The 25,146-nt window shown below is 72.3% G+C and carries 25 protein-coding genes; 17 read left to right on the top strand and 8 right to left on the bottom strand.

Annotation, left to right across the window (positions count from 1 at the left end; genetic code table 11):
• Positions 1-68: 68 nt before the first annotated feature.
• Entirely contained in the window at positions 69-1,514 is a 1,446-nt protein-coding gene (rox, locus tag ACZ6KO_RS23195; protein ID WP_469305907.1) for a rifampin monooxygenase, read from the bottom strand.
• 219 nt (positions 1,515-1,733) lie between these two features.
• Between rox and argC the strand changes: the two genes are divergently transcribed.
• From argC to ACZ6KO_RS23165, 6 genes are all read left to right on the top strand, one after another.
• Complete coding sequence (argC, locus tag ACZ6KO_RS23190) at positions 1,734-2,762, top strand: N-acetyl-gamma-glutamyl-phosphate reductase (RefSeq protein ID WP_469305906.1); 1,029 nt, start codon at positions 1,734-1,736, stop codon at positions 2,760-2,762.
• On the top strand, positions 2,759-3,952 hold the full coding sequence (argJ, locus tag ACZ6KO_RS23185; RefSeq protein WP_469305905.1) for a bifunctional glutamate N-acetyltransferase/amino-acid acetyltransferase ArgJ: 1,194 nt from the start codon (positions 2,759-2,761) through the stop codon (positions 3,950-3,952). The genes argC and argJ overlap by 4 nt, the downstream gene beginning before the upstream one ends.
• Positions 3,949-4,860, top strand: a complete 912-nt coding sequence (gene argB / locus ACZ6KO_RS23180; protein ID WP_469305904.1) for an acetylglutamate kinase — start codon at positions 3,949-3,951, stop codon at positions 4,858-4,860. The genes argJ and argB overlap by 4 nt, the downstream gene beginning before the upstream one ends.
• Positions 4,857-6,062: an acetylornithine transaminase gene (locus tag ACZ6KO_RS23175; protein WP_469305903.1), complete on the top strand. Its 1,206-nt coding sequence runs from the start codon at positions 4,857-4,859 to the stop codon at positions 6,060-6,062. Before argB ends, ACZ6KO_RS23175 begins: the two co-directional genes overlap by 4 nt.
• 7 nt (positions 6,063-6,069) lie before the next feature.
• Positions 6,070-6,609: an arginine repressor gene (locus ACZ6KO_RS23170; RefSeq protein WP_401449105.1), complete on the top strand. Its 540-nt coding sequence runs from the start codon at positions 6,070-6,072 to the stop codon at positions 6,607-6,609.
• A 62-nt stretch (positions 6,610-6,671) separates the two neighbouring features.
• Complete coding sequence (locus ACZ6KO_RS23165; protein ID WP_469305902.1) at positions 6,672-7,619, top strand: hypothetical protein; 948 nt, start codon at positions 6,672-6,674, stop codon at positions 7,617-7,619.
• On the opposite strand, the gene ACZ6KO_RS23160 is transcribed toward ACZ6KO_RS23165, so the two are convergent.
• From ACZ6KO_RS23160 to ACZ6KO_RS23150, 3 genes are read right to left on the bottom strand one after another with little or no spacing between them, the layout of a single operon-like run.
• A complete protein-coding gene (locus tag ACZ6KO_RS23160; RefSeq protein ID WP_469305901.1) occupies positions 7,606-8,304 on the bottom strand; it encodes a L,D-transpeptidase family protein in 699 nt (232 codons plus the stop codon). The two genes, ACZ6KO_RS23165 and ACZ6KO_RS23160, sit on opposite strands and share 14 nt — an antisense overlap.
• A 3-nt stretch (positions 8,305-8,307) precedes the next feature.
• Positions 8,308-8,889 (bottom strand): pyridoxamine 5'-phosphate oxidase family protein, encoded by a 582-nt coding sequence (locus tag ACZ6KO_RS23155; RefSeq protein ID WP_469305900.1) that lies wholly within the window; start codon positions 8,887-8,889, stop codon positions 8,308-8,310.
• Between the two features lie 43 nt (positions 8,890-8,932).
• Positions 8,933-10,384: a HEAT repeat domain-containing protein gene (locus ACZ6KO_RS23150; protein ID WP_469305899.1), complete on the bottom strand. Its 1,452-nt coding sequence runs from the start codon at positions 10,382-10,384 to the stop codon at positions 8,933-8,935.
• 162 nt (positions 10,385-10,546) lie between these two features.
• On the opposite strand from ACZ6KO_RS23150, the gene ACZ6KO_RS23145 reads away from it, so the two are divergent.
• Together ACZ6KO_RS23145 and argH are read left to right on the top strand one after the other, a co-directional pair.
• Complete coding sequence (locus ACZ6KO_RS23145; RefSeq protein ID WP_469305898.1) at positions 10,547-11,740, top strand: argininosuccinate synthase; 1,194 nt, start codon at positions 10,547-10,549, stop codon at positions 11,738-11,740.
• A 109-nt stretch (positions 11,741-11,849) separates the two neighbouring features.
• Positions 11,850-13,277, top strand: a complete 1,428-nt coding sequence (argH, locus tag ACZ6KO_RS23140; protein WP_469305897.1) for an argininosuccinate lyase — start codon at positions 11,850-11,852, stop codon at positions 13,275-13,277.
• Positions 13,278-13,343: 66 nt separating this feature from the next.
• On the opposite strand, the gene ACZ6KO_RS23135 is transcribed toward argH, so the two are convergent.
• Positions 13,344-13,895 (bottom strand): HAD domain-containing protein, encoded by a 552-nt coding sequence (locus ACZ6KO_RS23135; protein ID WP_469305896.1) that lies wholly within the window; start codon positions 13,893-13,895, stop codon positions 13,344-13,346.
• A 101-nt stretch (positions 13,896-13,996) separates the two neighbouring features.
• Between ACZ6KO_RS23135 and ACZ6KO_RS23130 the strand changes: the two genes are divergently transcribed.
• From ACZ6KO_RS23130 to ACZ6KO_RS23120, 3 genes are all read left to right on the top strand, one after another.
• Positions 13,997-14,548, top strand: a complete 552-nt coding sequence (locus ACZ6KO_RS23130; RefSeq protein WP_469305895.1) for a TetR/AcrR family transcriptional regulator — start codon at positions 13,997-13,999, stop codon at positions 14,546-14,548.
• A complete protein-coding gene (locus ACZ6KO_RS23125; RefSeq protein WP_469305894.1) occupies positions 14,545-16,092 on the top strand; it encodes an MFS transporter in 1,548 nt (515 codons plus the stop codon). Before ACZ6KO_RS23130 ends, ACZ6KO_RS23125 begins: the two co-directional genes overlap by 4 nt.
• A gap of 69 nt (positions 16,093-16,161) precedes the next feature.
• Complete coding sequence (locus tag ACZ6KO_RS23120) at positions 16,162-17,637, top strand: bactofilin family protein (RefSeq protein ID WP_469305893.1); 1,476 nt, start codon at positions 16,162-16,164, stop codon at positions 17,635-17,637.
• A gap of 39 nt (positions 17,638-17,676) precedes the next feature.
• On the opposite strand, the gene ACZ6KO_RS23115 is transcribed toward ACZ6KO_RS23120, so the two are convergent.
• Positions 17,677-18,306 carry a lysophospholipid acyltransferase family protein gene (locus tag ACZ6KO_RS23115; protein WP_469305892.1) on the bottom strand — a complete coding sequence of 210 codons (630 nt, stop codon included), beginning with the start codon at positions 18,304-18,306 and terminating at the stop codon, positions 17,677-17,679.
• A gap of 314 nt (positions 18,307-18,620) precedes the next feature.
• On the opposite strand from ACZ6KO_RS23115, the gene ACZ6KO_RS23110 reads away from it, so the two are divergent.
• The 3 genes from ACZ6KO_RS23110 to ACZ6KO_RS23100 all read left to right on the top strand — a co-directional run bounded on the left by ACZ6KO_RS23110 (position 18,621) and on the right by ACZ6KO_RS23100 (position 20,932).
• Positions 18,621-19,820: a glycerophosphodiester phosphodiesterase gene (locus ACZ6KO_RS23110; RefSeq protein ID WP_469305891.1), complete on the top strand. Its 1,200-nt coding sequence runs from the start codon at positions 18,621-18,623 to the stop codon at positions 19,818-19,820.
• A gap of 73 nt (positions 19,821-19,893) precedes the next feature.
• Positions 19,894-20,397 carry a sigma-70 RNA polymerase sigma factor region 4 domain-containing protein gene (locus ACZ6KO_RS23105; RefSeq protein ID WP_401449132.1) on the top strand — a complete coding sequence of 168 codons (504 nt, stop codon included), beginning with the start codon at positions 19,894-19,896 and terminating at the stop codon, positions 20,395-20,397.
• A 37-nt stretch (positions 20,398-20,434) separates the two neighbouring features.
• Positions 20,435-20,932 (top strand): GNAT family N-acetyltransferase, encoded by a 498-nt coding sequence (locus ACZ6KO_RS23100; protein WP_469305890.1) that lies wholly within the window; start codon positions 20,435-20,437, stop codon positions 20,930-20,932.
• Between the two features lie 45 nt (positions 20,933-20,977).
• On the opposite strand, the gene ACZ6KO_RS23095 is transcribed toward ACZ6KO_RS23100, so the two are convergent.
• Positions 20,978-21,409 (bottom strand): hypothetical protein, encoded by a 432-nt coding sequence (locus ACZ6KO_RS23095; RefSeq protein WP_469305889.1) that lies wholly within the window; start codon positions 21,407-21,409, stop codon positions 20,978-20,980.
• Positions 21,402-21,773, bottom strand: coding sequence for a hypothetical protein (locus ACZ6KO_RS23090; RefSeq protein WP_469305888.1), 372 nt, complete (start codon positions 21,771-21,773; stop codon positions 21,402-21,404). The genes ACZ6KO_RS23095 and ACZ6KO_RS23090 overlap by 8 nt, the downstream gene beginning before the upstream one ends.
• 608 nt (positions 21,774-22,381) lie before the next feature.
• Here ACZ6KO_RS23090 and ACZ6KO_RS23085 point away from each other — a divergent pair.
• The 3 genes from ACZ6KO_RS23085 (at position 22,382) to ACZ6KO_RS23075 (ending at position 25,064) form a co-directional block, all read left to right on the top strand.
• On the top strand, positions 22,382-23,434 hold the full coding sequence (locus tag ACZ6KO_RS23085) for a methionine ABC transporter ATP-binding protein (protein WP_469305887.1): 1,053 nt from the start codon (positions 22,382-22,384) through the stop codon (positions 23,432-23,434).
• Positions 23,431-24,099 (top strand): methionine ABC transporter permease, encoded by a 669-nt coding sequence (locus tag ACZ6KO_RS23080; protein WP_469305886.1) that lies wholly within the window; start codon positions 23,431-23,433, stop codon positions 24,097-24,099. Before ACZ6KO_RS23085 ends, ACZ6KO_RS23080 begins: the two co-directional genes overlap by 4 nt.
• A 101-nt stretch (positions 24,100-24,200) precedes the next feature.
• Complete coding sequence (locus tag ACZ6KO_RS23075; protein WP_469305885.1) at positions 24,201-25,064, top strand: MetQ/NlpA family ABC transporter substrate-binding protein; 864 nt, start codon at positions 24,201-24,203, stop codon at positions 25,062-25,064.
• The last annotated feature ends 82 nt before the right edge of the window (positions 25,065-25,146 follow it).

The following is a 25,146-nucleotide window of genomic DNA, read 5'->3' as shown; positions in this document are numbered from 1 at the left end:
CTCCCGCGCCGGACCGGGCCTGCGGTGCCCGATCCGGCTGGGTACGCCCGGCCGCCCGGCCCGGTGCCTCAGTCGCCCCGGGGCGTGCCGAACCACCGCTCCAGGGCGGTGAGGAGCTCGTGGCGGTCCTCGCCGGCCCATGCCACGTGGCCGTCCGGCCGCAGCAGGACCGCGGGCGCGCGGAGCTCCTCGCCGACGTCGACGACGTGGTCGACCCGGTCCGCCCAGCCCGCCACCGAGAGCCCGCCGGTCTGGTCCAGGAGCAGTCCGCGGCCGCCGTGCATCAGCCCGTAGAGCCGGCCCCGCTTCAGCGCCACGTCCCGCAGCCGTCGCCCGAGCAGCTCGTGCCCCGCGGCGCCGTCCGCCTCGCCGAGGTCGTAGCGGACCCCGATCGCGGTGATCTTCTCGATCAGGTACCGGTTCACCTCCTCGAAGCCGACCAGTTCCGCCAGGAGCCGGCGCACCGCCCGGGCCCCCGGTCCGCCCGACATCAGCTCGATCTGCGCGCGGGTGTTGTCCAGGACGGCGGCGGCCACCGGGTGCCGTTCGCCGTGGTAGGTGTCCAGCAGCCCCCGCGGTGCCCAGCCCGCCACCTCGGCGGCCAGCTTCCAGCCGAGGTTGAACGCGTCCTGGACGCCGAGGTTGAGCCCCTGTCCGCCGGTCGGCGGGTGGATGTGCGCCGCGTCGCCGGCCAGCAGCACCCGGCCCACCCGGTAGCGCTCGGCCTGCCGGGTGGCGTCACCGAAGCGGGAGAGCCAGCGCGGTGCGTGCGCCCCGAAGTCGGTGCCCGCGAACGCCCGCAGCCGCTCCTGGAACTCCTCCAGGGTCGGCGGGGTCGTCCGGTCCTCGGCGACCCCCTCGGCGGGCACGACGACGCGGTACGTCCCGTCCTCCAGGGGCATGGCGCCGAACCGCTGCTCGCTCTTGCGGACCTCCGCGCCCACGGCGGCCACGGTCTCCGCCGGCGCGGTCAGCTCCATCACGCCCAGCAGCGTCTCGACCCGGGCGGGCTCGCCGGGGAAGCCGACGCCGATCAGTTTGCGCACCGTGCTGCGGCCGCCGTCGCAGCCGACGAGGTAGCGGGCGCGCAGCCGCGTGCCGTCGGCCAGTTCGACGTCCACCCCGTCCTCGTCCTGGCTCAGTCCGGTCAGCTCGCAGCGGCGCCGGATCTCGGCACCGGCCCCGACGGCGTGCTCGGTCAGCAGCCGCTCGGTGACCTCCTGCGGAATGTGCAGGACGTACGAGTGCGCGGTGTCCAGCCGCTCGGGCCACTCGGCGCCCAGGCCCGCGAAGAAGCCGCCGGCCCTGATCTGCCGGCCGTGCGCGAGGAACCGCTCCAGCAGGCCGCGCTGGTCCATCACCTCGATGCTGCGCACGTGCAGCCCCTGCGCCCGGGACTGCCGGGTCGGCTCCGCCTCCTTCTCCAGCACGAGCACGCGCACCCCGTGCAGCCGCAGCTCGCCCGCCAGCATCAGACCGGTCGGTCCGCCGCCGGCGATGATCACGTCATACATGCAGTCCCCCATGGCACAGCCCCCGATGACAAAAGCCCTGATCAGGGCTCAGACCGGAGATTCTGCGGCATGACCGGGGCCTTGCCGCAAGGCCCCCCGTGCGCTATACGTTGAGAGTGGCGAGGAGTCGGTGCTCAGGTACTCCTTGCCTTTTGTTTTTCCGGCTTTGCATAAACCTGCGGATGTACGTATAGTCATGCCATCGATGAGGAGGATTCGATGGTGGTACGTGTTGCGGTGGCCGGAGCGAGTGGATACGCGGGCGGCGAAGTGCTGCGTCTGCTCCTCTCCCACCCCCAGGTCGAGATCGGCGCGCTGACCGGGCATTCCAACGCAGGGCAGCTCCTCGGGCCGCTCCAGCCGCACCTGCTGCCGCTGGCCGGGCGGACGCTGGAGGCGACCACGCCCGAGGTGCTCGCCGGTCATGACGTCGTGTTCCTCGCGCTGCCGCACGGGCAGTCCGGTGCGGTGGCCGCCCAGCTCGGCGACGGGGTGCTCGTCATCGACATGGGCGCCGACCACCGGCTCAAGGACGCCGGTGACTGGGAGCGCTTCTACGGTTCCGCGCACGCCGGGACCTGGCCCTACGGGCTTCCCGAACTGCCGGGCGGCCGCGCCGCGCTGGAGGGGTCCAAGCGCATCGCGGTTCCCGGCTGCTACCCCACCGCCGTCTCGCTGGCGCTCGTACCGGCGTACGCGGCCGGGCTCGCCGAGCCCGAGGCGGTGGTCGTCGCCGCCTCCGGCACCTCCGGCGCCGGCAAGGCCCTCAAGCCGCACCTGCTCGGCTCCGAGGTCATGGGCAGCATGACCCCCTACGGCGTCGGCGGCGGCCACCGGCACACCCCGGAGATGATCCAGAACCTCAGCCCCGCCGCCGGGCAGCGGGTCTCGGTGTCCTTCACGCCGACCCTGGCCCCCATGCCCCGCGGCATCCTCGCCACCTGCACCGCCAAGGCCGTCCCCGGCACCACCGCCGACGCGGTGCGCGCGGCCTACGAGAAGGCGTACGCGGACGAGCCCTTCGTCCACCTGCTGCCCGAGGGCCAGTGGCCCGCGACGGCGTCCGTCTACGGTTCCAACGCCGTTCAGATCCAGGTCGCGTACGACGAGGCCGCGCAGCGGATCATCGCCATCAGCGCCATCGACAACCTCACCAAGGGCACCGCCGGCGGCGCCGTGCAGAGCATGAACATCGCCCTCGGGTTCCCCGAAGAGCTCGGGCTTTCCACGATCGGAGTCGCGCCGTGACGGTTACGGCAGCACAGGGATTCACGGCCGCGGGCATCGCGGCCGGGATCAAGGAGAACGGCAATCCGGACCTGGCCCTCGTGGTCAACAACGGTCCGCGACTGGCCGCTGCGGGCGTCTTCACCTCCAACCGCGTCAAGGCCGCGCCGGTCCACTGGTCCGAGCAGGTCCTGCGCGGCGGCGCCGTCAGCGCCGTGGTCCTCAACTCCGGCGGCGCCAACGCGTGCACCGGCCCCAAGGGCTTCCAGGACACGCACGCCACCGCCGAGCAGGCCGCGGCCGTCCTCACCGGGCTCGGCGGCGCCGAGCACAACGCCGGGGAGATCGCGGTCGCCTCGACCGGCCTGATCGGTGTGCTGCTGCCCATGGACAAGCTGCTGCCCGGCGTCGAGACCGCCGCCCGGGCCCTGTCCGAGGACGGCGGCGAGGCCGCCGCCGTCGCGATCAAGACCACCGACACCGTGCACAAGACGGCCGCGGTCACCTGGGGGTCCCCCCGGACGGAGTCCGGGGGAGGCTGGACGGTCGGCGGCATGGCCAAGGGAGCCGGCATGCTGGCCCCGGGCCTGGCCACCATGCTCGTCGTCCTCACCACCGACGCCGACCTCGACAGCGCCACCCTCGACAAGGCGCTGCGGGCCGCGACCCGCACCACCTTCGACCGGGTCGACTCCGACGGCTGCATGTCCACCAACGACACCGTGCTGCTGCTCGCCTCCGGCGCCTCCGGCCAGGTGCCGGCGTACGACGCCTTCGCCGAGGCGGTACGCACGGTCTGCGACGACCTCGCCCGCCAGCTCATCGGGGACGCCGAGGGCGCCGGCAAGGACATCCGCATCGAGGTGATCGGCGCGCTCACCGAGGACGACGCCGTCGAGGTCGGGCGGTCCATCGCCCGCAACAACCTCCTCAAGTGCGCCATCCACGGCGAGGACCCCAACTGGGGCCGGGTGCTCTCCGCCATCGGCACCACCGGGGCGTCCTTCGACCCCGACCGGCTGAACGTCGCCATCAACGGCGTCTGGGTCTGCAGGAACGGCTGCGTCGGCGAGGACCGCGACCTGGTGAGCATGAAGGACCGCGAGGTCCGCATCACCGCCGACCTGGCCGCCGGCTCCGAGTCCGCCGTGATCTGGACCAACGACCTGACCGCCGAGTACGTCCACGAGAACAGCGCGTACAGCTCATGACCGGCACCGCGCGCAAGCACACCGCGCTCCCCAAGGCCCAGATCCTCATCGAGGCCCTCCCCTGGCTCACCCGGCACCACGGCAAGACCGTCGTGATCAAGTTCGGCGGCAACGCCATGGTGAACGAGGAGCTCAAGGCCGCCTTCGCCCAGGACGTCGTCTTCCTGCGGCACGCCGGCATCAAGCCGGTCGTCGTGCACGGCGGCGGCCCCCAGATCAGCGCCCAGCTGGACAAGCAGGGCCTGGTCAGCGAGTTCAAGGCGGGCCTGCGGGTCACCACCCCGGAGGCGATGGACGTCGTACGGATGGTGCTCGCCGGACAGGTCCAGCGCGAGCTGGTCGGCCTGCTCAACCAGCACGGACCGTTCGCCGTCGGCATGACCGGCGAGGACGCGCACACCATCTCCGCCGTGCAGCACCGGCCCGAGATCGAGGGCGAGCTCGTCGACATCGGCCGGGTCGGTGAGATCACCGGCATCGACACCGGCGCCATCGAGGCCCTGCTGGAGGACGGCCGGATCCCGGTCATCTCCTCCATCGCGCGCAGTGCCGACGACGGCCACGTGTACAACGTGAACGCCGACACCGCGGCCGCGGCGCTCGCCGCCGCGCTCGGCGCCGAGACGCTGATGGTCCTCACCGACGTCGAGGGCCTCTACGCGGACTGGCCCAACAGCGACGAGGTCATCAGCCGGCTCACCGTGAGCCAGCTGGAGAAGCTGCTGCCCGAGCTGTCCAGCGGCATGGTGCCCAAGATGGAGGGCTGCCTGCACGCCGTCCGCAACGGCGTCACCACCGCCCGCGTGATCGACGGGCGGGTCCAGCACTCGATCCTGCTGGAGATCTTCACCGACGAGGGAATCGGCACGATGGTGGTGCCCGACGCGCAGGGAGGGGACAGCGCATGAGCGGCGGCGGCAACCAGGAGTACAGCGCCCGCTGGCGGGGCGCGCTGACCGACAACTACGGCACCCCCGCGCTGGCGCTCGTCCGCGGCGAGGGCGCCCAGGTGTGGGACGCCGACGGCCGCGCGTACACCGACTACGTCGGCGGTATCGCGGTCAACGCCCTCGGCCACGCCCACCCGGCGATCGTCGCCGCGGTGACCGCGCAGGTCTCCACCCTCGGGCACGTCTCCAACCTCTACGCCTCCGAGCCCGTCCTCGCGCTCGCCGAGCGGCTGCTGACGCTCTTCGGCCGGGAGGGGAGGGTTTTCTTCTGCAACTCCGGCGCCGAGGCCGTCGAGGCCGCCTTCAAGATCGGCCGGCTCACCGGGCGGTCCCACATGGTCGCCACCTCCGGCGGCTTCCACGGCCGCACCATGGGCGCCCTCGCGCTCACCGGCCAGCCGGCGAAGCAGGACCCCTTCCTGCCGTTGCCCGGCGACGTCACCCACGTTCCGTACGGCGACGCCGAGGCCCTGCGGGCCGCCGTCACCGAGGACACCGCGCTCGTGATCATCGAGCCGATCCAGGGCGAGAACGGTGTGGTCGTGCCGCCCGCCGGGTACCTGACGGCCGCCCGCGAGATCACCCGCGCCACCGGCACCCTGCTGGTCCTCGACGAGGTCCAGACCGGCATCGGCCGCTGCGGCCAATGGTTCGAGCACCAGGCCCACGAGGGCGTCGAGCCCGACCTCGTCACGCTCGCGAAGGGTCTGGGCGGCGGCCTGCCGATCGGTGCCGTGGCCGCGTTCGGCCCGGCCGCCGACCTGCTGCGGCCCGGCCAGCACGGCACCACCTTCGGCGGGAACCCGGTCGCCTGCGCCGCCGGTCTGGCCGTGATCGACACCATCGCGGCCGAGGGACTCCTCGACCGGGTCAAGGAACGGGGTGAGCGGCTGCGCTCCGGAATCGAAGGTTCCGGCCACCCGCTGGTCTCCCATGTCCGAGGTGCGGGCCTTCTGCTGGGTATCGTGCTGAAGGAGCCGCTCGCACCGAAGGTGCAGCAGGCGGCTCAGGAAGCCGGCTTCCTGGTCAACGCACCCGCCCCCGACGTCGTACGGCTCATGCCCCCGTACGTGATCTCCGACGACGAGGTGGACGCGTTCGTCCGGGCGCTTCCCGGCATCCTCGACGCAAGCCACGGGGACGGACGATCCGGAGAATGAGACGACGATGAGCCAGGCGCAGGACAACGAGCACGGGGGAGGTCCGTCCGTTCCGCAGACCCGCACCGCCCGCCACCGCCGGATCGTGGACATCCTCAACCGGCAGCCGGTCCGTTCCCAGAGCCAGCTGGCCAAGCTGCTCGCCGACGACGGGCTGAGCGTCACCCAGGCGACGCTCAGCCGGGACCTCGACGAACTGGGTGCGGTGAAGATCCGCAACACGGGCGGCGAGCTGATCTACGCGGTGCCCAGCGAGGGGGGTTTCCGGACCCCGCAGGCACCGCTGGGGGAGTCGGCCAAGGAGGAGCGCATGCGGCGCCTCTCCGGCGAGCTGCTGATCTCGGCGGAGGCGTCCGCCAACCTCGTGGTCCTGCGCACCCCGCCGGGTGCGGCCCAGTTCCTGGCCTCGGCCATCGACCAGGCCGAACTGCACGCGATCCTCGGCACCATCGCGGGCGACGACACCCTGATGCTGATCAGCCGCGACCCGGCGGGCGGCCAGGCCCTGGCCGACCACCTGCTGCGCCTGGCGCAGAAGGAGGGCTGAGCCGCTCCGGCTCGGGTGGAAATCCGGTGCCGGGCCGGTGCCCGTCCGCTTAGCCTCGGGGCGTGCTTCCTTTCGTCCTCGCCGCGGCGGTGTCCGCCGCTGCCGCCGCCGTGTACGCGGCCATCGGCCTGTGGTGGTGGCGCCGGGCCCGGGTCCGGCGCGAGATCCTCCGGATCGTCGCCGCCCTCGACCTCGCACCGTACGACGCCGCCGTGCTGCGCAAGGGCGCGACCGAGGCGGCGGCCGCCGAGCTGGTCCTCGACGGGTACCTCCGGATCGACGCGGAGGGAGCGGCGTTCCTGACCGAGCGGGGCCGTGACGTGGACCGGACCCCCGCCCACCCGGTGCCCGCCGCCCTGCTGGAGGCCGTACGCCGGCACGATCCCGAGCCCGTCTCGATCGGCTATCTCGACTGGCACGACGACGCGTACATGGAGTGCCGCGCCGGGTACCTGAGGCAGCGGGAGGAGCGGCTGCCCGAACTCCCGCGCATGCCGGGCGAAGAGGAGGGGGTGTCGGGCTGCGGCTCCTGCGCGGCCATCGTCCTGCTGCTGTGCCTGTGGGTCGTGGCCGTCAACCTGCTGGTGGAATCCCGCCCGCAGGGCCTCATGGAATGGGCCGCCGCCGTGCTGACCGGGCTGGGCCTGGTGTCCTTCTTCTTCGCCGACGAGGCGGGCAAGGCGGCCCGGGCCCGGACGGAGTGCGGCGAGGCGCTGGAGGACCGGATCCGCGCCGAGCCGCACCCGGCCCTCGCGGCCCTGGAGGAGGAGCAGCGGAGCTACCTGCTGCGGAGCGTCAACGACCACTGGAAGTGGCGCGGCGCCGACGGCGTCGCGGAGGAGGGCGACGACGAGGGCGACGGGGCCGACGAGGACGACGAGTGGCTGGACGACAAGGTGTGGTGGGAGGACGCGTACGAGTACCGGGCCTCCGACGAGGAGGCCGCCCGGGACCCGGGCCCCGGCGCCACCGGGGGACACCTCCCGCCGGACAGGCCTAGGAGCGGGTGACGGCGAGCGGCCCGGTTTCGGTGCCGATCGCGATGTGCGGGTCGCGCCGCGGGTTCGCCCAGCGCAGGATCGCGCGCATCGCCGGCTCCGGCACGGACACGCAACCCGCCGTCGCGCCCTTGCCGTTGACGTGCAGGAAGATCCCCGCCCCGCGGCCGCGCACCGGCCGGTCGTAGTTGAAGGCGATGACGAGCGCGTGCGCGTACTGCTTGTCGTACGTCACCAGGTGCTCCGCCTCACCGGGCGCGCAGTCGGCCGGCAGCGGCTCCGTCCAGCGGTTGTACGCCGCCGAGGCGTTGTCCTGGCACCACCAGGAGTCCGGGGTCACCCGCCGGTAGCCGACCTCGGTCCCGGCGGGCGCCGACCGGATCCCGAAGGCGTACGGCAGCGCGTACAGCCCGGTGGGCGTGGTGTTCGTGCCCTGCACCCGGGTGGCGCCGTCCGTCAGCCCGTTCGCCCCGAACCGGGCCTCGGCGCCACCCGCCGCGAACCAGCGTCCCGCCCGCCGGTCCCACCAGGTCAGCCGCCCCGTGGTCGAGCCGGGCGCGGGGGCCACGGCGGTGATCAGCTGGGTCCCGCCCCCGGTGTCCGTCATCCGGGCGGGCAGCGGCGGGAGGGACGTGTCCGGCGGCAGGGCCGGGCCGGCGAGGAGGGTCACGGCGAGGGCGAGAGCGGTGCGCAGCACATGTCAGACGGTACGGGCCGGAAGGGGCAGGGGCAGCGCAGGCAGGCCGTCGAGACTCCGTCCGATGTGGTCCTTCTTCTCGCAGTACTGCGCGAACTCCTCGTCCGACTTGCGGCCGAAGTACTCCGCGTGCAGCGTCCGCTCGCCCTGGTAATCCATCAACGGGACGGCGTACCCGCACACGTCCGCGATCCGCTTCGCGTGGACGACGACGACGGCCCGGGCCGCCGGGCCGTCCGCGTCCCCGAACAGCGCCACCAGCTCCGGCCAGCGGGGGTCGTCGCGGAAGACGGCCTCGCCCTCGCCGTGGATGCGCACGATGTTCGGCGGCCCGGAGAACGCGCACCACATGAGGGTGATCCGGCCGTTCTCGCGCACGTGCGCGATGGTCTCGGCGCCGCTCCCGCCGAAGTCCAGGTAGGCCAGGGTCAGCTCGTCGATGACGACGAGCGTCCCGGCGCGGCCCTTGGGGGAGAGGTTGATGTGGCCGTCACCGGCCAGCGGTGCCGTAGCGGTGAAGAAAACCGGCTGCGCCTCGATGAACTCGCGCAGTCGGCCGTCTATGCGTTCGTGGAGTTTTCCCATGTCAGGATTATGTGCCGGACGGCCGCGACCGGACGGCCGGTTTTCACGGCGTGGCCTCCTCCAACTCCTCGAACCCCAGTCGCGTCCGTAGCGCCGCCCCCCGGTGGGACCCGTCGAACGCGGGGGCGGCGCGCCGGAACAGCTCCTCCAGCTCGGCCGGGTCGGTGCCCGCCGCGCAGAGTGCCGCCTGCCACTCCCAGCCGCGCACCGTGGCCCCGGCGATGCTCCGCAGCGCCGGCTCACGGTCCGTCAGCATCGCGACGGCGGCCCGCAGCGCGTCCATGCCGCCGCGCGTGCGCAGCAGCCGGAAGGCGACCCGCCGGGTGTGCGACGGCCGGTCGGCGGCGATGCGCGAGGTCAGCTCCGCGAGGGGCAGTCGCGCGGCCCAGGAGGTCAGCGACACGGCCGCCTCGCGCGCCACGGCCGGGTACGGATCGTCCAGCAGCGGCAGCAGTTCCGCGGTGGTGACCGTGCCCAGTTCCCGCAGTCCCGCGAGCGCCGCCGCGCGGACCCGCCCGTCGGGGTGGGCCAGCAGGGCCCGCAGCACCGGCGCGTCGGCACGCTGCCCGCACTCGGTGAGCCCCGTCACCGCCGCGCCGCTGACCCGGGCCGGGTCGGCGCACAGCTCCAGGTAGCGGGCGCGCGGTTCGCCGCCGTCCTGGCCGACGAGCCAGCGGGCGCAGGCCCGCACCAGGCCGGAGGGGTCGTCGAGGTAGTCGTACGCCTGCTCCTGCCGGCCCGCCGCACGCAGGCTGGTCACGCCCGCCGCGCGCACGTGGCCGCTGCGGGCGCCCAGCAGGACCTCGCTGACCCGGTCGTCGGGGCCGTCGGCGGCGAGCCGGGCGAGCACCCCGTCCGTCCACAGCCGTTGCACCAGCGGGTCGTGTACGGCGCGGGCGGCGAGAGCGGCCAGCTCCCGTGCGCCGAGCAGCCCCTCCTCCAGCGTGATCCGGGCCGCGCACCGGGCGGTGGCCCGGTCCGCGCTCTCGCGCAGCTCCGCCAGCACCCCGGCGTGCGCCGGGTCGCGCAAGGCCTCCTCGAACAGCTCCACGGCCCAGCCGCCCTGCACGCGCCGGCCGATCCGCAGGACCACCGGGGTCAGGTGGCGCAGGGCGGAGGCGGGGTCCTCGGCGAGGACCCGCGCGAGGACCCGGCGCGCCGCGGCGCGTACGGGTGCGGCCCAGTCGGCGCACCGGACCACCGTCAGGGACAGCCGCAGCGGGGAGCCCTTGGTGGCGTACCGGAGCGCGGCCTGCCGCTCGCGGCCGTCGTAGTGGCACAGGGCCGTCTCCGCACGGAAGGCCAGCACCGTGTGCCACGGGCGGCTGCGGTCCAGGCCCGCCTCGTACCCGGACAGCCGGCGGACTCCGTGGTCGAGGTGCACGACGCAGTCCGGGTGCCGCCAGTCGGTCACCTCGTCCGGGTCGTGCCCCTGCGCGAGGAGCAGGGCGGCGGCGCGCCCGTCGGCTTCGGTCCAGGTCGATCGGCGTTCCATCCGGTGATCCTAGGCGGCCGCGGCGGCCCCGGTCGTCCGGTTTTCCCGCCGGGGGCGCCCTCGGACACCCCGGCTGACCTGCCGAAACGCCCGCCCGTTGACGAAACATACGGAGTCATGCATAGTTATGCCTGTCGTTGATTGCACCGTAAGGAGAAACCCGTGACCGAGCGCGTCGTACTCGCCTACTCGGGCGGCCTGGACACCTCCGTCGCCATCGGCTGGATCGCCGAGGAGACGGGCGCCGAGGTCATCGCCGTCGCCGTGGACGTCGGCCAGGGCGGCGAGGACCTGGACGTCATCCGCAAGCGCGCGCTCGACTGCGGTGCGGTCGAGGCCGAGGTCGCGGACGCCAAGAACGAGTTCGCCGACGAGTACTGCCTCCCGGCGATCAAGGCCAACGCCCTCTACATGGACCGCTACCCGCTGGTCTCGGCGCTCTCCCGGCCGGCCATCGTCAAGCACCTGGTGGCGGCCGCCAAGAAGCACAACGCCTCGGTCGTGGCCCACGGCTGCACCGGCAAGGGCAACGACCAGGTCCGCTTCGAGGCCGGCATCCAGGCCCTCGGCCCCGACCTCAAGTGCATCGCCCCGGTCCGCGACTACGCCATGACCCGTGACAAGGCGATCGCCTTCTGCGAGGCGAAGAACCTCCCGATCGCGACCACCAAGAAGTCCCCGTACTCCATCGACCAGAACGTCTTCGGGCGCGCCGTCGAGACGGGCTTCCTGGAGGACATCTGGAACGCCCCGATCGAGGACATCTACGAGTACACCTCGAACCCGGCCACCCCCCGCGAGCCCGATGAGGTCGTCATCTCCTTCAAGGAGGGCGTGCCCGTCGCCATCGACGGCAAGCCGGTCACCGTGCTCCAGGCCATCCAGCAGCTCAACGAGCGGGCCGGCGGCCAGGGCATCGGCCGGATCGACATGGTCGAGGACCGGCTCGTGGGCATCAAGTCCCGCGAGGTCTACGAGGCCCCGGGCGCGATCGCGCTGATCACCGCCCACCAGGAGCTGGAGAACGTCACCGTCGAGCGCGAGCTCGCCCGGTACAAGCGGCAGGTCGAGCAGCGCTGGGGCGAGCTCGTCTACGACGGCCTGTGGTTCTCCCCGCTCAAGCGGGCCCTGGACGGCTTCATCAACGAGGCCAACCAGCACGTCACCGGTGACATCCGGATGACCCTGCACGGCGGCCGCGCCGTCGTCACCGGCCGGAAGTCCGAGGAGTCGCTGTACGACTTCAACCTCGCGACCTACGACACCGGCGACACCTTCGACCAGTCGAAGGCCCAGGGCTTCATCGACATCTTCGCCCTCTCCGCGAAGATCGCCGCCAAGCGCGACCTGGCGTAACCCGCCGTACGCCGTACGCCGAACGCCGTACGTGACCGCCTCCCCGTAACCTCCGCGGCGGGGAGGCGGTTCCACATCCGAAGTCATGCAGTCTTGAGGAGCAGCAGCTGTGAGCAGCAACAACGGTGACGTCCGGCTCTGGGGCGGCCGCTTCGCCGACGGTCCGTCGGAGGCGCTGGCCCTGTTGTCGGCGTCCGTCCACTTCGACTGGCGCCTCGCGCCGTACGACATCGCCGGCTCCCGCGCCCACGCGCGCGTGCTCCACACGGCGGGCCTGCTCACGGCCGACGAGCTCGACCGCATGATCGCCGGCCTCGACCGGCTGGAGGCCGACGTCGCCGACGGCTCCTTCACCGGGACCGTCGCCGACGAGGACGTGCACACCGCCCTGGAGCGGGGCCTGCTGGAGCGGCTCGGCCCCGACCTCGGCGGCAAGCTGCGCGCCGGCCGGTCCCGCAACGACCAGGTCGCCACCCTGTTCCGGATGTACCTGCGCGACCACGCCCGGATCATCGGCGGCCTGATCGCCGACCTCCAGGACGCGCTCGTCGGCCTCGCCGAGGCGCACCACGACGTGGCCATGCCCGGCCGAACCCACCTCCAGCACGCCCAGCCGGTGCTCTTCGCCCACCACGTGCTGGCCCACGTGCAGTCGCTGTCGCGGGACGCCGAGCGGCTGCGCCAGTGGGACACCCGCACGGCCGTCTCGCCGTACGGCTCGGGCGCGCTGGCCGGCTCCTCCCTGGGGCTGGACCCGGAGGCGGTCGCTGCCGACCTCGGCTTCGAGCGCGGCTCGGTGGGCAACTCCATCGACGGCACGGCCTCGCGCGACTTCGTCGCCGAGTTCGCCTTCATCACCGCGATGATCGGGATCAACCTGTCCCGGATCGCCGAGGAGATCATCATCTGGAACACGAAGGAGTTCTCCTTCGTCACCCTCCACGACGCCTTCTCCACCGGCTCCTCGATCATGCCGCAGAAGAAGAACCCGGACATCGCGGAGCTGGCGCGCGGCAAGTCCGGCCGTCTCATCGGCAACCTGACCGGCCTGCTCGCCACGCTCAAGGCGCTGCCGCTGGCCTACAACCGCGACCTCCAGGAGGACAAGGAGCCGGTCTTCGACTCCTGCGACACCCTGGAGGTCCTGCTGCCCGCCTTCACCGGCATGATGGCGACCCTCACCGTCAACCGCGCGCGGATGGAGGAGCTGGCCCCGGCCGGGTTCTCGCTCGCCACCGACATCGCCGAGTGGCTGGTCAAGCAGGGGGTGCCGTTCCGGGTGGCCCACGAGGTCGCGGGCGAGTGCGTCAAGGAGTGCGAGGCCCACGGCATCGAGCTCGACGAGCTGACCGACGAACAGTTCGCGAAGATCTCCGAGCATCTCACCCCCGAGGTCCGCACCGTCCTGAACGTGCCCGGCGCCCTCGCCTCGCGCAGCGGCCGCGGCGGCACGGCCCCCGGCGCGGTCGCCGCGCAGCTCAACGAGCTGAAGGCGGACCTGGTCATCCAGCACGCCTGGGCGGCCCACAAGCAGTAGTGCCACCCCGCGCGGCGGGAGGGGCGGCCGGGTCCTCCACGACCCGGCCGCCCCTTCCGCGCGTCGTCAGAGGGCCTGGCCCCAGCGGGCCAGGGCGTCGAAGTCCTGCCCGGTCAGCCCGATCCGCTCGTCGACGTACCGCAGCAGCGCGTGCGCGGGGTGGAGCTGCTCGACGTACTCGCGGTCCATCGCCGTGATGTCGTCGTCGATCCACGCGAAGGGCCGGCCGGCGGCGTACTCCAGGATGTACTGCGTCTTCCAGAACGTGCCGCGCGGCGCCCGCCCGTGCATCACCGGCCAGTCGATGTACGGCAGCCGGGGCAGCCCCAGGTGCGGGCCTATCCAGTCGTTGGCCTCGTCCTTCCAGGTGGTCGCCCACACCAGCTCGTACGTCCGCGCCAGCGCGAGCAGCCGCGTGCCGTGGCCCGGGTTGAGCCACACCCGCAACGGCTTGCCGTCGGTCCAGCCGGTCGGGCGCATGCGGTGGGTGGTGTAGCCCTCCGGGCGGCGCTGGGGCTGTGCGGCGTAGGGGTTCAGCGGGCCGTCGACGTCGATGAGCAGCAGCGGCTTCGGTGGCTTCGGCAGCTTCGGCGTCTGCAGCGTCTGCAGCGTCTTCATGGGTCCAGGATTCCTTTCCGGCTGCCCGTCGGGCAGCTCGTTTTGGCTGTCGGATGCGCGCGAGTGAGACATTCGTGTCTCATTTGGTGTATCGTTGTCTCATGGCCATGGATCGCGACCAGGTGCTGCGCGCTGCCGCCGCCCTCCTCTCCCGCAAGTCGACCGCCACGATGGACGAGGTCGCCAAAGCCGCCGGAATCGGCCGGGCGACCCTCCACCGGCACTTCGCCGGGCGCGACGCGCTCGTACGCGCCCTGGAGGACCTCGGCATCCGGGAGTTCGAGGCGGCGCTCGAGCGGGCCCGCCTCGACGAGGACGGCGCCGTCGACGCGCTGCGCCGGCTGGTCGCCGAGTCCGAGCCCAACGCCCAGCTGCTGGCCTTCCTCGTCACCGAGAACCAGCTCTTCGAGGGCGACCAGGTCAACGAGGGCTGGGCCCGGCTCGACGCCCGCGTCAGCGCCGTCTTCAAACGCGGCCAGGAGCAGGGCGACATCCGGATCGACCTCAGCGCCACCTGGCTCACCGAGGCCCTCTACGGCCTCATCGGCAGCTGTGCCTGGGCCGTGATGGACGGCCGCGTCGCCGCCAAGGACTTCCAGTACATGATCATCGAGCTGCTGCTCGGTGGCGCCCGACGGAGTGTGGAGAAATGACCCGTACCGAACAGCTGACCCAGGGGAAGGGGACGGAGGCGATCAGGAGCAAGGGGCGCTGGCTCGCGCTCTCGGTCCTGGTCCTGGCCGTCCTGCTGGTCGCGGTGGACGCCACCGTACTCGGTCTGGCCACCCCGTCGCTCAGCGAGGACCTCAAGCCGACCGGCAGTCAGCTGCTGTGGATCGGCGACATCTACTCCTTCGTCATCGCCGGCCTGCTCGTCTCCATGGGCTCGCTCGGTGACCGGATAGGCCGCAAGAAGCTGCTGCTGACCGGTGCCACCGCCTTCGGCGCCGTCTCCGTGCTCAACGCCTACGCCACCAGCCCCGAGATGATGATCGTCGCCCGCGCCCTGCTCGGTGTGGCCGGTGCGACGCTGATGCCCTCCACCCTCGCGCTGATCCGCAACATCTTCCACGACCCCAAGGAGCGCAGCCTCGCCATCGGTATCTGGGGCGCCACCGCCTCGGCCGGCGCGGCCGTCGGCCCCGTCCTCGGCGGAGCGCTGCTCCAGCACTTCTGGTGGGGCTCGGTCTTCCTCATCAACCTGCCCGTGATGGCCGTCCTGGTCCTCGTCGGCAGCAAGCTGCTGCCCGAGTCGAAGAACCCGGTCACCGGGCCCTGGGACCTGCTCAGCGTCGCGCTCTCCCTCGTCGGCATCATCGGTGTCGTCTACGCCGTCAAGGAGGTCGCCACGCACGGGCCGACCACGGAGGTCTGGGTCGCCGCCGTCCTCGGCGCCGCCTGCCTGTACGCCTTCGTCCGCCGCCAGTTCGCCCTGAGCGCGCCGCTGCTCGACATGCGGCTGTTCAGGCACCGGGGCTTCTCGGGCGCGGTCCTCGCCGACCTGCTCACCGTCTTCGGCCTGTCCGGACTGGTCTTCTTCCTCTCCCAGTTCCTCCAGCTCGTCCAGGGCCGCGACCCCCTGGAGGCGGGCCTGGCCGAACTGCCCGCCGCGATCGGCGCGGTGGTCACCGGTCTGGTCGCCGGCCGCTACGCCCGCAGGTACTCCGTACGCTCCATCGTGGCCGGCGGCCTCGGCGCCATCGGGCTCGCGCTCGGCGTGATCACCCTGGTGCACCGGGAGACCGGCTACCCGCTGCTCGGCGCGGCCCTGCTCGTCGTCGGCCTCGGCGCCGGCTTCTCCTTCACCGTCACCGCCGACGTGATCCTCTCCAGCGTCCCCAAGGAGCAGGCCGGTTCGGCCTCCGCCGTCTCCGAGACGGCGTACGAACTCGGCGCGGCCCTCGGCATCGCCCTGCTCGGCTCCATCGTCACCGGCGCCTACCAGAAGTTCACGGCTCCCGCCGGGGTCCCCGCCGAGGTCGCCGACGCGGCCCACGAGTCGCTCGGCGGCGCCGTCGAGGCCTCGCGCGCCCTGGACCCGGCGACCGCGCACGGCATGGTCGCCGCCGCCCAGGACGCCTTCGTGGACGGCCTGCGGCTCGCCGCCGGCGTCGGCGCGGCCGTCCTGCTGGCCACCGCCGTGGCCGCCTGGTTCCTGCTGCGCGGCCAGCGGCTCCAGGACGGCATCGAACACTGACGCTCCGCCAGGCAGGGTCGCCGCGACCCGGGTTGACAGTGTGATCACGGGCGCGGCACCCTTCCGGCGATGGAGATCACCGACCTGACCCCGGCGGAGCGCCGCGTCCGGGACGCCTTCCCGCGCGGCGAGGGCGTCGACTTCCGGACGGGCCCCGAGGAGCCCTCCGGAGACGGCGCCTCCTGGGGACCCGAGCGGACCGTGCGCGCGGAGGTGCTGCGGGCCCTGCTGGTCGGCGGTCCCACCGAGGACGGCCGGGTCGCCGGCCTCAAGCTCTACGGAGCCAGGATCACCGGCAAGCTCGACCTCAAGTACGCCGTCGTGGACCATCCCGTCCGGCTGCGCTCGTGCTGGTTCGAACGCAAACCCCTGCTGTACGGCGCCCAGCTGCGCGCCGTCGTCCTCGCCGACTCCACGCTGCCCGGCCTGACCGCCGCCAACGTCCGGGTGGACATCGTCCTGCGGCTGTCCTGCTGCACCCTCAACGGCCCCGTCCGGCTGGCCGGCGCGCGGATCACCGGCGGCCTCTTCCTCCAGGGGGCGGTCATCCGGACCGGGAGCCTGCCCGACGAGGCCGACGAGCCGCCACTCCAGCTCAACCACGCCGAGATAGGCACCGACATCATCGCCGGCGACCTCACCGTCCACGGTCAGTTCCGCATCAACGGAGCCACCGTCGCCGGCCAGATCAACCTCGACCGCGCGCGGCTGATCAACCCCGGCGGCATCGCCCTGCACGCCGAGACCCTGTCCGTCGGCACCGACCTGCGCGGCAACCGGCTGCACGCCGAGGGCATGGTCAACCTCACCGGGGCCCGCATCCCCGGCCAGCTCTTCCTCGGCCGGGCCCGCCTGAGCGCCCCCGGGGCCGTCGCGCTGCGCGCCAGCAGCTGCGTCGTCGGCGAGTTCTGGCTGCGCAAGGCCGCCCCCGTCGAGGGCATCGTCAACCTGCGCCGCAGCCAGTTCGACCTGCTGTGGGCCGAGCCGGCCGTCTGGCCACCCGAGGTACGCCTGGACGGGCTCGGCTACCGGGTGCTGCACCCGCACCTGCCCGCGGAGGAGCGGCTGCCGATGCTGGAGCGGGAGGAGGACGGCTACCTGCCCTCCTCGTACGAGCAGCTGGCCGCCGCCTACCGGGACGTCGGCGACGAGGAGGCCGCCCGTACCGTCCAGCTCGCCAAGCTCCGCCGGCACCGGCGCACCCGGCCCCGGCACGCCCGGCTGTGGGGCCTGCTCCAGGACGCCACCGTCGGCTACGGCTTCCGCCCCTCGCGCGCGGCGCTCTGGCTCGTGGGTCTGCTGGTCACCGGCGCGATCGCGTTCGCCCTGCACCCGCCGCGCCCGCTCAAGGCGGGCGAGGCGCCCGACTTCAACCCGCTCTTCTACACCATCGACCTGCTGCTGCCGATCATCGGCTTCGGCCAGGAAGCGGCGTTCGCGCCGAGCGGCTGGCTCCAGTGGCTGTCCTACCTGCTGATCATCACCGGCTGGATCCTGGCCACGACCACGGCAGCAGGCGTCAGCCGCTCCCTGCGCCGCCAGTAGCCCCGGGGCCCGGGGCCCGGGGCCCCGGAGGGGGGAGGGTCAGGCGGCCTTGGCCTTGGTGGCGTACATGTCGACGTACTCCTGGCCCGACAGGCGCATGACCTCGGCCATCACCGAGTCCGTCACCGCGCGCAGCACGTAGCGGTCGCGGTCCATGCCCTCGTACCGGGAGAACTCCATCGCCTCGCCGAACCGGACGGTCACCCGGCCCGGGCGCGGCATGCCCTTGCCGCCCGGCTGCAGCTTGTCGGTGCCGATCATCGCGAACGGGACCACCGGCGCGCCGGTCATCAGCGTCAGGCGGGCGATGCCGGTGCGGCCGCGGTAGAGGCGGCCGTCGGGGGAGCGGGTGCCCTCGGGGTAGATACCGAAGATCTTGCCCTCCTCCAGCACCCGGCGGCCGGTCATCAGCGCCGCGACTCCGCCGTTCGCGCCGTCCCGGTCGACCGGGATCATGCCGGAGCCGGTGAAGAACCAGGCCATCGCCCGGCCCTTGAGCCCCTTGCCGGTCACGTACTCGTCCTTGCCGATGAAGTGCACCGTCCGGTCGCACACCAGCGGGAGGATCATCGAGTCGATGAACGTGAGGTGGTTGCCCGCGAGGATCACCGGACCCGTGCCCGGAATGTGCTCGATGCCCTCCACCCGGGTGCGGAACATCATGCGCATGACCGGTCCGACAGTGGCTTTGATGAGCGCGGTACGGAACAACGTGGGCCCTCCGGCGTCGACAAGCGGGTTCGCACGGCACTGGGGCGGTGCAGGTAGAGGACGATACTCGCGCGCCGCGACTGATCGCACATCGGGTTCACGTGATGGATACGTCGTGTTGACACACGTTTCCGCCATGTTCCGCCGCCGCTGGCCCGCCCGACACACCCCGCCGCCTACCATCGCTGCGCCGATCGGCGCACGCACGTGCGGGTACACGTACGCACGTTCCTGCGCACCCATGTACGACCGATGACGGGGAGACGCCACTCATGACGCAGGGCGGGGCAGCGCGACGCACGGTACTGGGAGCGGCGGTGTTCGCCGCGGGCGGCACCGCCATGGGCCTGGGCGCGGGAACGGCCGAAGCCGCCGGAACGGCCTCGGCCGCCGGGACGGCCGAGGCGGGCCCGTACACGGGCGGCCACGGCGGCTACCGGGACCTGCCGTACCCCACGGTCATCGGCCACCGCGGGGCCAGCGGCTACCGGCCCGAGCACACGCTCGGCTCCTACCAACTGGCCCTCGACCTCGGCGCCGACGTCGTCGAGCAGGACCTCGTCCCCACCCGGGACGGGCACCTGGTGTGTCGTCACGAGAACGAGATCGGCGGCACCACGGACGTCGCCGACCACCCGGAGTTCGCCTCCCGCCGCACCACCAAGTCCATCGACGGTGTCTCCGTCACCGGCTGGTTCACCGAGGACTTCACCCTCGCCGAGCTCAAGACGCTGCGCGCGAAGGAACGCATCCCCGCCGTCCGCCAGCGCGGCACCCTCTACGACGGCCGGTGGGCCGTGCCCACCTTCGAAGAGGTGCTGCGCTGGGCCGACCGGGAGGGCAAGCGGCGCGGCCGGCCGGTCTGGCTGCACGTCGAGACCAAGCACCCCAGCTACTTCCGCGCCCTGGGCCTGGGCCTGGAGGAGCCGCTGGCCAAGCTGCTGCGCCGGTACGGCCGCGACCGCCGCACCTCGGCCGTCTTCCTGCAGTCCTTCGAACCCTCCAGCATCCAGCGGCTGGCCCGGCTGGTCTCCTCGCCCCGCGTCGTCCTGCTCTCCGACGCGGGCACCCGCCCGTGGGACTTCGAGCTCGCCAAGGACCCGCGCACCGTCGCGGACCTGGTCAAGCCCGAGGGCCTCCAGTGGATCGCCGGCTTCGCCCAGGGCATCGGCCCCACCCTGAACCTCGTCATCCCGCGCACCCCCGACGGCAGGCTCGGCACCCCGACCACGCTGGTGCGCGACGCCCACGCGCGCGGCCTCGTCCTGCACCCCTACACCGCGCGCAACGAGAACAGCTTCCTGCCGGCGGAGTTCCGCAAGGGCACCGACCCGGCCGCGTACGGCGACGTCTTCGGCGCCCTGCGGGCCTACTTCGACCAGGGCATCGACGGCATCTTCACCGACAACCCGGACACCGCCCTGCTGGCAGCCGAGGACTTCCGCCCCGGCCGCCGCCCCGTCAACCGCTAGGCGCACCACCCCGTACGAGTGGGCCGCGGCCGGTGGGGAAACCACCGGCCGCGGCCTTCGCGTCCCGCCCGGCATGGACCTGCTCAAGGAACTCGGCCCCCTGCTGTCCGCGGAGGCGGCCGCCGAGGCCCCCGGTACCGGCGTCGACCCGGCCGACCTCGAACAAGCCGTCTGGGTCAGGCTGCTGGAGCGCGGCCCCGCCACCGCCCCCGCCGAACCGGCACGCTGGCTGCGCCGCGCCGTGCGCGCCGAGGCCCGGCCCGCCCGCCGCCGCGCCCGCCGTGAAATCCCGTACGGCGCACTGCCCGCCCCCCGCGCCGCCGCCCCCGACGAGGAGCTGCTCGGCCGGGAGGAGACGCTCGCCCTCCGATCGGCGGTCGCCCGATTGCCCGGACGCTGTCCGGAGCTCATAGGCGCGTTTCTTTCGCCCCGTGACCTGACTTACCGTGAAATCGCAGGAGAGTTGGGTATCTCACAAGGAAGTTTGGGACCCGTACGTTCCCGTTGCCTGGGATGTCTGCGCAGAATGCTGGCTGCAGAGGTTGCGGCTCCTGGCCTGTGGGGAAAGGAGCGGTAGACCATCGGGCTACCAGGTGAGCGGGAGGCATGCGCACATGGGCATGAGCGTGACCATTTCGGCGGCGGCTGCCGAGGACGCGGAGCAGATCTTCAAACTGCAGTACCTGGCCTTCCAGAGCGAGGCCGAGCTCTACGGCAACTACCGCATCCAGCCCCTGACCCAGTCCCTGGACTCCCTCAAGAAGGAGCTCGCGTCGGACACCGTGCTGGTGGCCCGGCTCGGTGACGAGGTGGTCGGCGCCGTGCGCGGCCGCATCGACGAAGAGGGCACCGCCAGCATCGCCAAGCTGTGCGTCCACCCGCGCATGCAGGGCCACGGCCTGGGCGCGCGTCTGCTGCGCGCCGTCGAGGAGGCCCTCGCCGAGGGTGCCGAGGCCGCCCGCTTCCGGCTGCACACCGGCCGCAAGAGCGAGTCGAACCTGCGCCTGTACCGCAAGGCCGGCTACGTGGCGGTCGGCGGCCGCACCGCCTCCGACGGCGTCGAGCTGGTGATCCTGGAGAAGGAAGCCACCGACTACGCCGTCAGCGCCTGACGCCTGACGCCTGACGCCTGAAGCCCGGCGCCCGACCCCGACGTCTCAGCGCCTGCGCAGCCAGAGCATCCCGGTGACCGGCAGGATCACCGGGATGAACAGGTAGCCCATCCCGAAGTCCGACCACACGGTCGCGTCGGGGAAGGCCTCCGGGCGCACCAGGGTCCAGGTGCCCACGATCAGGACGCCGGCCAGCTCGGCGGCGCAGCACAGCAGCGCCGCCCTGCGGGCCCGCTCGCCGCCGCGCACCAGCGAGTACGTGATGAACGCGTACACCAGGGCGGCCGCGCCGGACAGGCCGTACGCGAGCGGCGCCCGGTCGAACTCGGTGGAGATCTGGTAGGCGGACCGGGAGACCGCGCCCACCACCATCACCCCGTACAGCCACACCAGCAGCAGCCCGGGCCCGGAGACCAGCCGCCTGCGGCCGGTGGCCGTGGCACCCGTCGCGCCGGTCGTCGTGTCAGCGTCAGGCACCGGTGCCACCACTCCAGATGTCGAAGAGCCGTACTTCGAGGACCGCGAGCACGACCGCGCCGGCCGACACCGTCACCGAGCCCCACTTGGTCCGCTCGGACAGCGAGAGCAGACCCGCCGCCGGGATCGTGGCGAAGGCGCCGACCAGGTAGGCCACGAAGATCACCGTGCCCTCGTGGGCCTTCTCCCCGCGCGCGAGCAGGAACAGCCCGATCGCCAGCTGCGCCAGCACCAGCACGGTCACCACGGCCATGCCGATGAAGTGCCAGTCCTTCGTCGGCTGGTCACGGTACGCGGCGTGGCCGCACCAGGCGGCGAGGGCGAGGGCGGCCGCGCCGATGGCGACCGTCAGGGCGTCGAGCATGCAGCGAGGGTATTACGGGCCGTACGACCCGATGCGCCCGCCCCTCGGCCCCCCGGGCGGCCGGACCGGCCGTCGCCGGCGGCGCGGCCGGTGCGCGGACCGTGGTCTTGACCACAGCGAGCCCGGCCGCGGCCCTCACGCGCGGACGCTGTGATTCCGGCGCGCACGCGGTGTCCGCGCAGGTCACGGTGGTCGACCCGGGGCCGGACCGGGGCCGGGACGCGGGGCGTCGACGGGCCGGGGGTGTCCGGTATGCGGGCGGAATCTGTCCGCATACCGGACATCGTTGATCGGTGAGGTGATCCGTCTGCTTTACTGGGGCCCATGACCACGACGAGCAACCGCACCCTTGCGACCGAGGCGATGATGACGCCCGGTGCTCGTTGTATGTGTCGAATGTGCGCCTTCTGAGGGCCCCTTTCCGCACGCCTCGCGCCCCGAAGCGAGACCGGCCGAGCCCCGTGTCCGACCCCTGTCCGACCACGGAACGCTCCTGCCCCGCGCATGCGCCGCCGACGGAAATATCCCCGTAAAGCGGCCCGCGTCCCCAGATGATTGCCCCGTGCCCGGCACCGCAGCGCCGCGCACTCGACAGCGACGGAATTCCTGTGATCACCACATCGGGCCTCACGAAGGTCTACCAGTCCCGTGGCCGCGAGGTCACCGCCCTGGACGGCGTCGATCTCCACGTCCGCGAAGGGGAGGTCTTCGGCGTCATCGGCCAGAGCGGCGCCGGCAAGTCCTCCCTCATCCGCTGCGTCAACCTGCTGGAACGTCCCACCACCGGCACCGTGACCGTCGACGGCGTCGACCTCACCGCCCTCGCCGGCCGCGGCCGCCGCGCCGGCAAGGAGCTGCGCGAGGCCCGCAGCCGGATCGGCATGGTCTTCCAGCACTTCAACCTGCTGTCCTCGCGCACCGTGCAGGCCAACATCGAGCTGCCCCTGGAGATCCTCGGCGTCTCCGGCCGCGAGCGCTCGCGCAAGGCCGCCGAACTCCTCGACCTCGTGGGCCTGGCCGACAAGGCCAAGGCCTACCCCGGCCAGCTCTCCGGCGGCCAGAAGCAGCGCGTCGGCATCGCCCGCGCCCTGGCCGGCGACCCCAAGGTGCTCCTCTCCGACGAGGCCACCAGCGCCCTGGACCCCGAGACCACCCGCTCGATCCTGCAGCTGCTGCGCGACCTCAACCGCCAGCTCGGCCTGACGGTCCTGCTGATCACGCACGAGATGGACGTCGTCAAGAGCGTCTGCGACTCCGCCGCCCTGATGAAGAAGGGCCGCGTCGTGGAGTCCGGGACCGTCTCCGAGCTGCTGGCCACCCCCGGCTCCGAGCTCGCCGGCGAGCTCTTCCCCGTCAGCGGCGCCGCCACCGGCCCGGACGCGACCGTCATCGACGTGACCTTCCACGGCGACGCGGCCACCCAGCCCGTCATCTCGCAGCTCGCGCGCACGTACAACATCGACATCTCGATCCTCGGCGCCGCGATGGACACCGTCGGCGGCAAGCAGATCGGCCGGATGCGCATCGAGCTGCCCGGCCGCTACGAGGACAACGTCGTCCCCGTCGGGTTCCTGCGCGAGCAGGGCCTGCAGGTCGACATCGTGGACGACGCGGCGGAGGTCGTCGCCGCCGCCGAGCTCATCAAGGATGGTGCGCAGTGACCTGGTCCGACATGCAGCCCCTGCTCACCCAGGGCACGTACGACACCCTCTACATGGTGCTGTGGTCCACCGTGGTCACCGTCCTCGGCGGCCTCCCGCTGGGCCTGCTGCTGGTCCTCACCGACACCGGCGGCCTGCTGCAGAATCGTCCCGTCAACAAGGTCGTCGGCGTGATCGTGAACATCGGCCGCTCGCTGCCGTTCATCATCCTGCTGATCTTCCTGATCCCGGTCACCACCGCGATCGTGGGGACCTTCATCGGCCCCACCGCCATGATCGTCCCGCTCGCCATCGGCGCCATCCCCTTCTTCGCCCGGCTCGTCGAGACCGCCGTGCGCGAGGTCGACCACGGCCTGGTCGAGGCCGTCGAGTCGATGGGCGGCGGCATCCCCACCCTGGTGTGGAAGGTGTACCTCCCGCAGGCCCTGCCCTCCCTGGTCGCCGGCGTCACCACCACCGTGATCACCCTGATCGGCTACTCCGCCATGGCGGGCGCGGTCGGCGGCGAGGGCCTCGGCTCCAAGGCCATCACCTACGGCTACCAGCGCTTCGAGACCGGCTTCATGATCGCCACCGTGGTCGTCCTGGTCCTCATCGTCACCGTGATCCAGCTCCTCGGCGACGTCGTGGTCCGCCTGCTCGCCCGCCGCGGCCGGACCGCCTGACCCCCGCAGAACCTCCTCCCCACAAGCCCGCACTTGTCGTGCTCGGGCGCACCACACGCGAGGCGATCCCCGTCCTCGCACCGCAATGAAAGGCACTCTTCGTGCGTAAGAACATCAAGCTCACCGGCATCGCCGCCCTCACCACCGCGCTCGCCCTGGGCGTGACCGCCTGCGGCAGCTCCTCGGACCCGGCCGCCGCCGGCTCCGGCGGCGGCAAGGCCGACGAGAACAAGCCGCTGGTCGTCGCCGCCTCCCCGAGCCCGCACGCCGACATCCTGAACTACGTCAAGGACAACCTGGCGGCCAAGGAGGGCCTGAACCTGGAGGTGAAGGAGTTCACGGACTACGTCCTGCCGAACACCGCCACCCAGCAGGGCAGCGTCGGCGCGAACTACTTCCAGCACAAGCCGTACCTGGACGACTTCAACAAGAAGAACGGCACCACCATCGTCCCGGTGGTCAACGTCCACCTGGAGCCCCTCGGCCTCTACTCCAAGAAGGTCAAGTCCCTCGGTGACATCAAGGCCGGCCAGACCATCGCCGTCCCCAACGACACCACCAACGAGGGCCGCGCGCTCCAGCTGCTCGCCGCCAACAACCTGATCACCCTCAAGGAAGGTGTCGGCACCAACGCCAAGCTGTCCGACATCACCGACAAGAAGGGCCTGGAGTTCAAGGAGCTGGAGGCCGCCACGGTCCCGCGCGCCCTGAACGACGTGGACGCCGCCGTCATCAACGGCAACTACGCCCTGGAGGCCAACCTCAAGCCCGCCCAGGACGCGCTCGCCCTGGAGAAGGCCGAGGGCAACCCGTACGCCAACTTCCTCGCCGTCAAGGAAGGCAGCCAGGACGACCCGCGGATCAAGAAGCTCGCCAAGCTCCTGAACTCCGACGAGGTCAAGAAGTTCATCCAGGACAAGTACCAGGGCTCGGTCATCCCGGCCTTCGGCACCCCCCAGTCCTGACCCGCGGCATCCGGCCCCGCAACCCCGGCACCGGGGGTGCGGGGCCCAGCCATGCACATCACGGGGCCCATGCTGCATGCTG

This window comes from Streptomyces sp. NPDC042102, from assembly GCF_055582305.1.
This window is presented reverse-complemented; position numbering and strand designations above follow the sequence as displayed.

Excerpts from the sequence above, each read along its gene's own strand:
- ACZ6KO_RS23170 (WP_401449105.1), top strand. The coding sequence starts at position 6,070 with ATGAGCCAGGCGCAGGACAACGAGCACGGGGGAGGTCCGTCCGTTCCG.
- ACZ6KO_RS23105 (WP_401449132.1), top strand. The coding sequence starts at position 19,894 with ATGGACCTGCTCAAGGAACTCGGCCCCCTGCTGTCCGCGGAGGCGGCC.
- ACZ6KO_RS23110 (WP_469305891.1), top strand. The coding sequence starts at position 18,621 with ATGACGCAGGGCGGGGCAGCGCGACGCACGGTACTGGGAGCGGCGGTG.
- ACZ6KO_RS23130 (WP_469305895.1), top strand. The coding sequence starts at position 13,997 with ATGGCCATGGATCGCGACCAGGTGCTGCGCGCTGCCGCCGCCCTCCTC.
- argC (WP_469305906.1), top strand. The coding sequence starts at position 1,734 with ATGGTGGTACGTGTTGCGGTGGCCGGAGCGAGTGGATACGCGGGCGGC.
- ACZ6KO_RS23120 (WP_469305893.1), top strand. The coding sequence starts at position 16,162 with ATGGAGATCACCGACCTGACCCCGGCGGAGCGCCGCGTCCGGGACGCC.
- ACZ6KO_RS23115 (WP_469305892.1), bottom strand. The coding sequence starts at position 18,306 with ATGCGCATGATGTTCCGCACCCGGGTGGAGGGCATCGAGCACATTCCG.
- ACZ6KO_RS23175 (WP_469305903.1), top strand. The coding sequence starts at position 4,857 with ATGAGCGGCGGCGGCAACCAGGAGTACAGCGCCCGCTGGCGGGGCGCG.
- rox (WP_469305907.1), bottom strand. The coding sequence starts at position 1,514 with ATGTATGACGTGATCATCGCCGGCGGCGGACCGACCGGTCTGATGCTG.
- ACZ6KO_RS23155 (WP_469305900.1), bottom strand. The coding sequence starts at position 8,889 with ATGGGAAAACTCCACGAACGCATAGACGGCCGACTGCGCGAGTTCATC.
- ACZ6KO_RS23135 (WP_469305896.1), bottom strand. The coding sequence starts at position 13,895 with ATGAAGACGCTGCAGACGCTGCAGACGCCGAAGCTGCCGAAGCCACCG.
- argB (WP_469305904.1), top strand. The coding sequence starts at position 3,949 with ATGACCGGCACCGCGCGCAAGCACACCGCGCTCCCCAAGGCCCAGATC.
- ACZ6KO_RS23125 (WP_469305894.1), top strand. The coding sequence starts at position 14,545 with ATGACCCGTACCGAACAGCTGACCCAGGGGAAGGGGACGGAGGCGATC.
- ACZ6KO_RS23100 (WP_469305890.1), top strand. The coding sequence starts at position 20,435 with ATGGGCATGAGCGTGACCATTTCGGCGGCGGCTGCCGAGGACGCGGAG.
- ACZ6KO_RS23150 (WP_469305899.1), bottom strand. The coding sequence starts at position 10,384 with ATGGAACGCCGATCGACCTGGACCGAAGCCGACGGGCGCGCCGCCGCC.
- ACZ6KO_RS23090 (WP_469305888.1), bottom strand. The coding sequence starts at position 21,773 with ATGCTCGACGCCCTGACGGTCGCCATCGGCGCGGCCGCCCTCGCCCTC.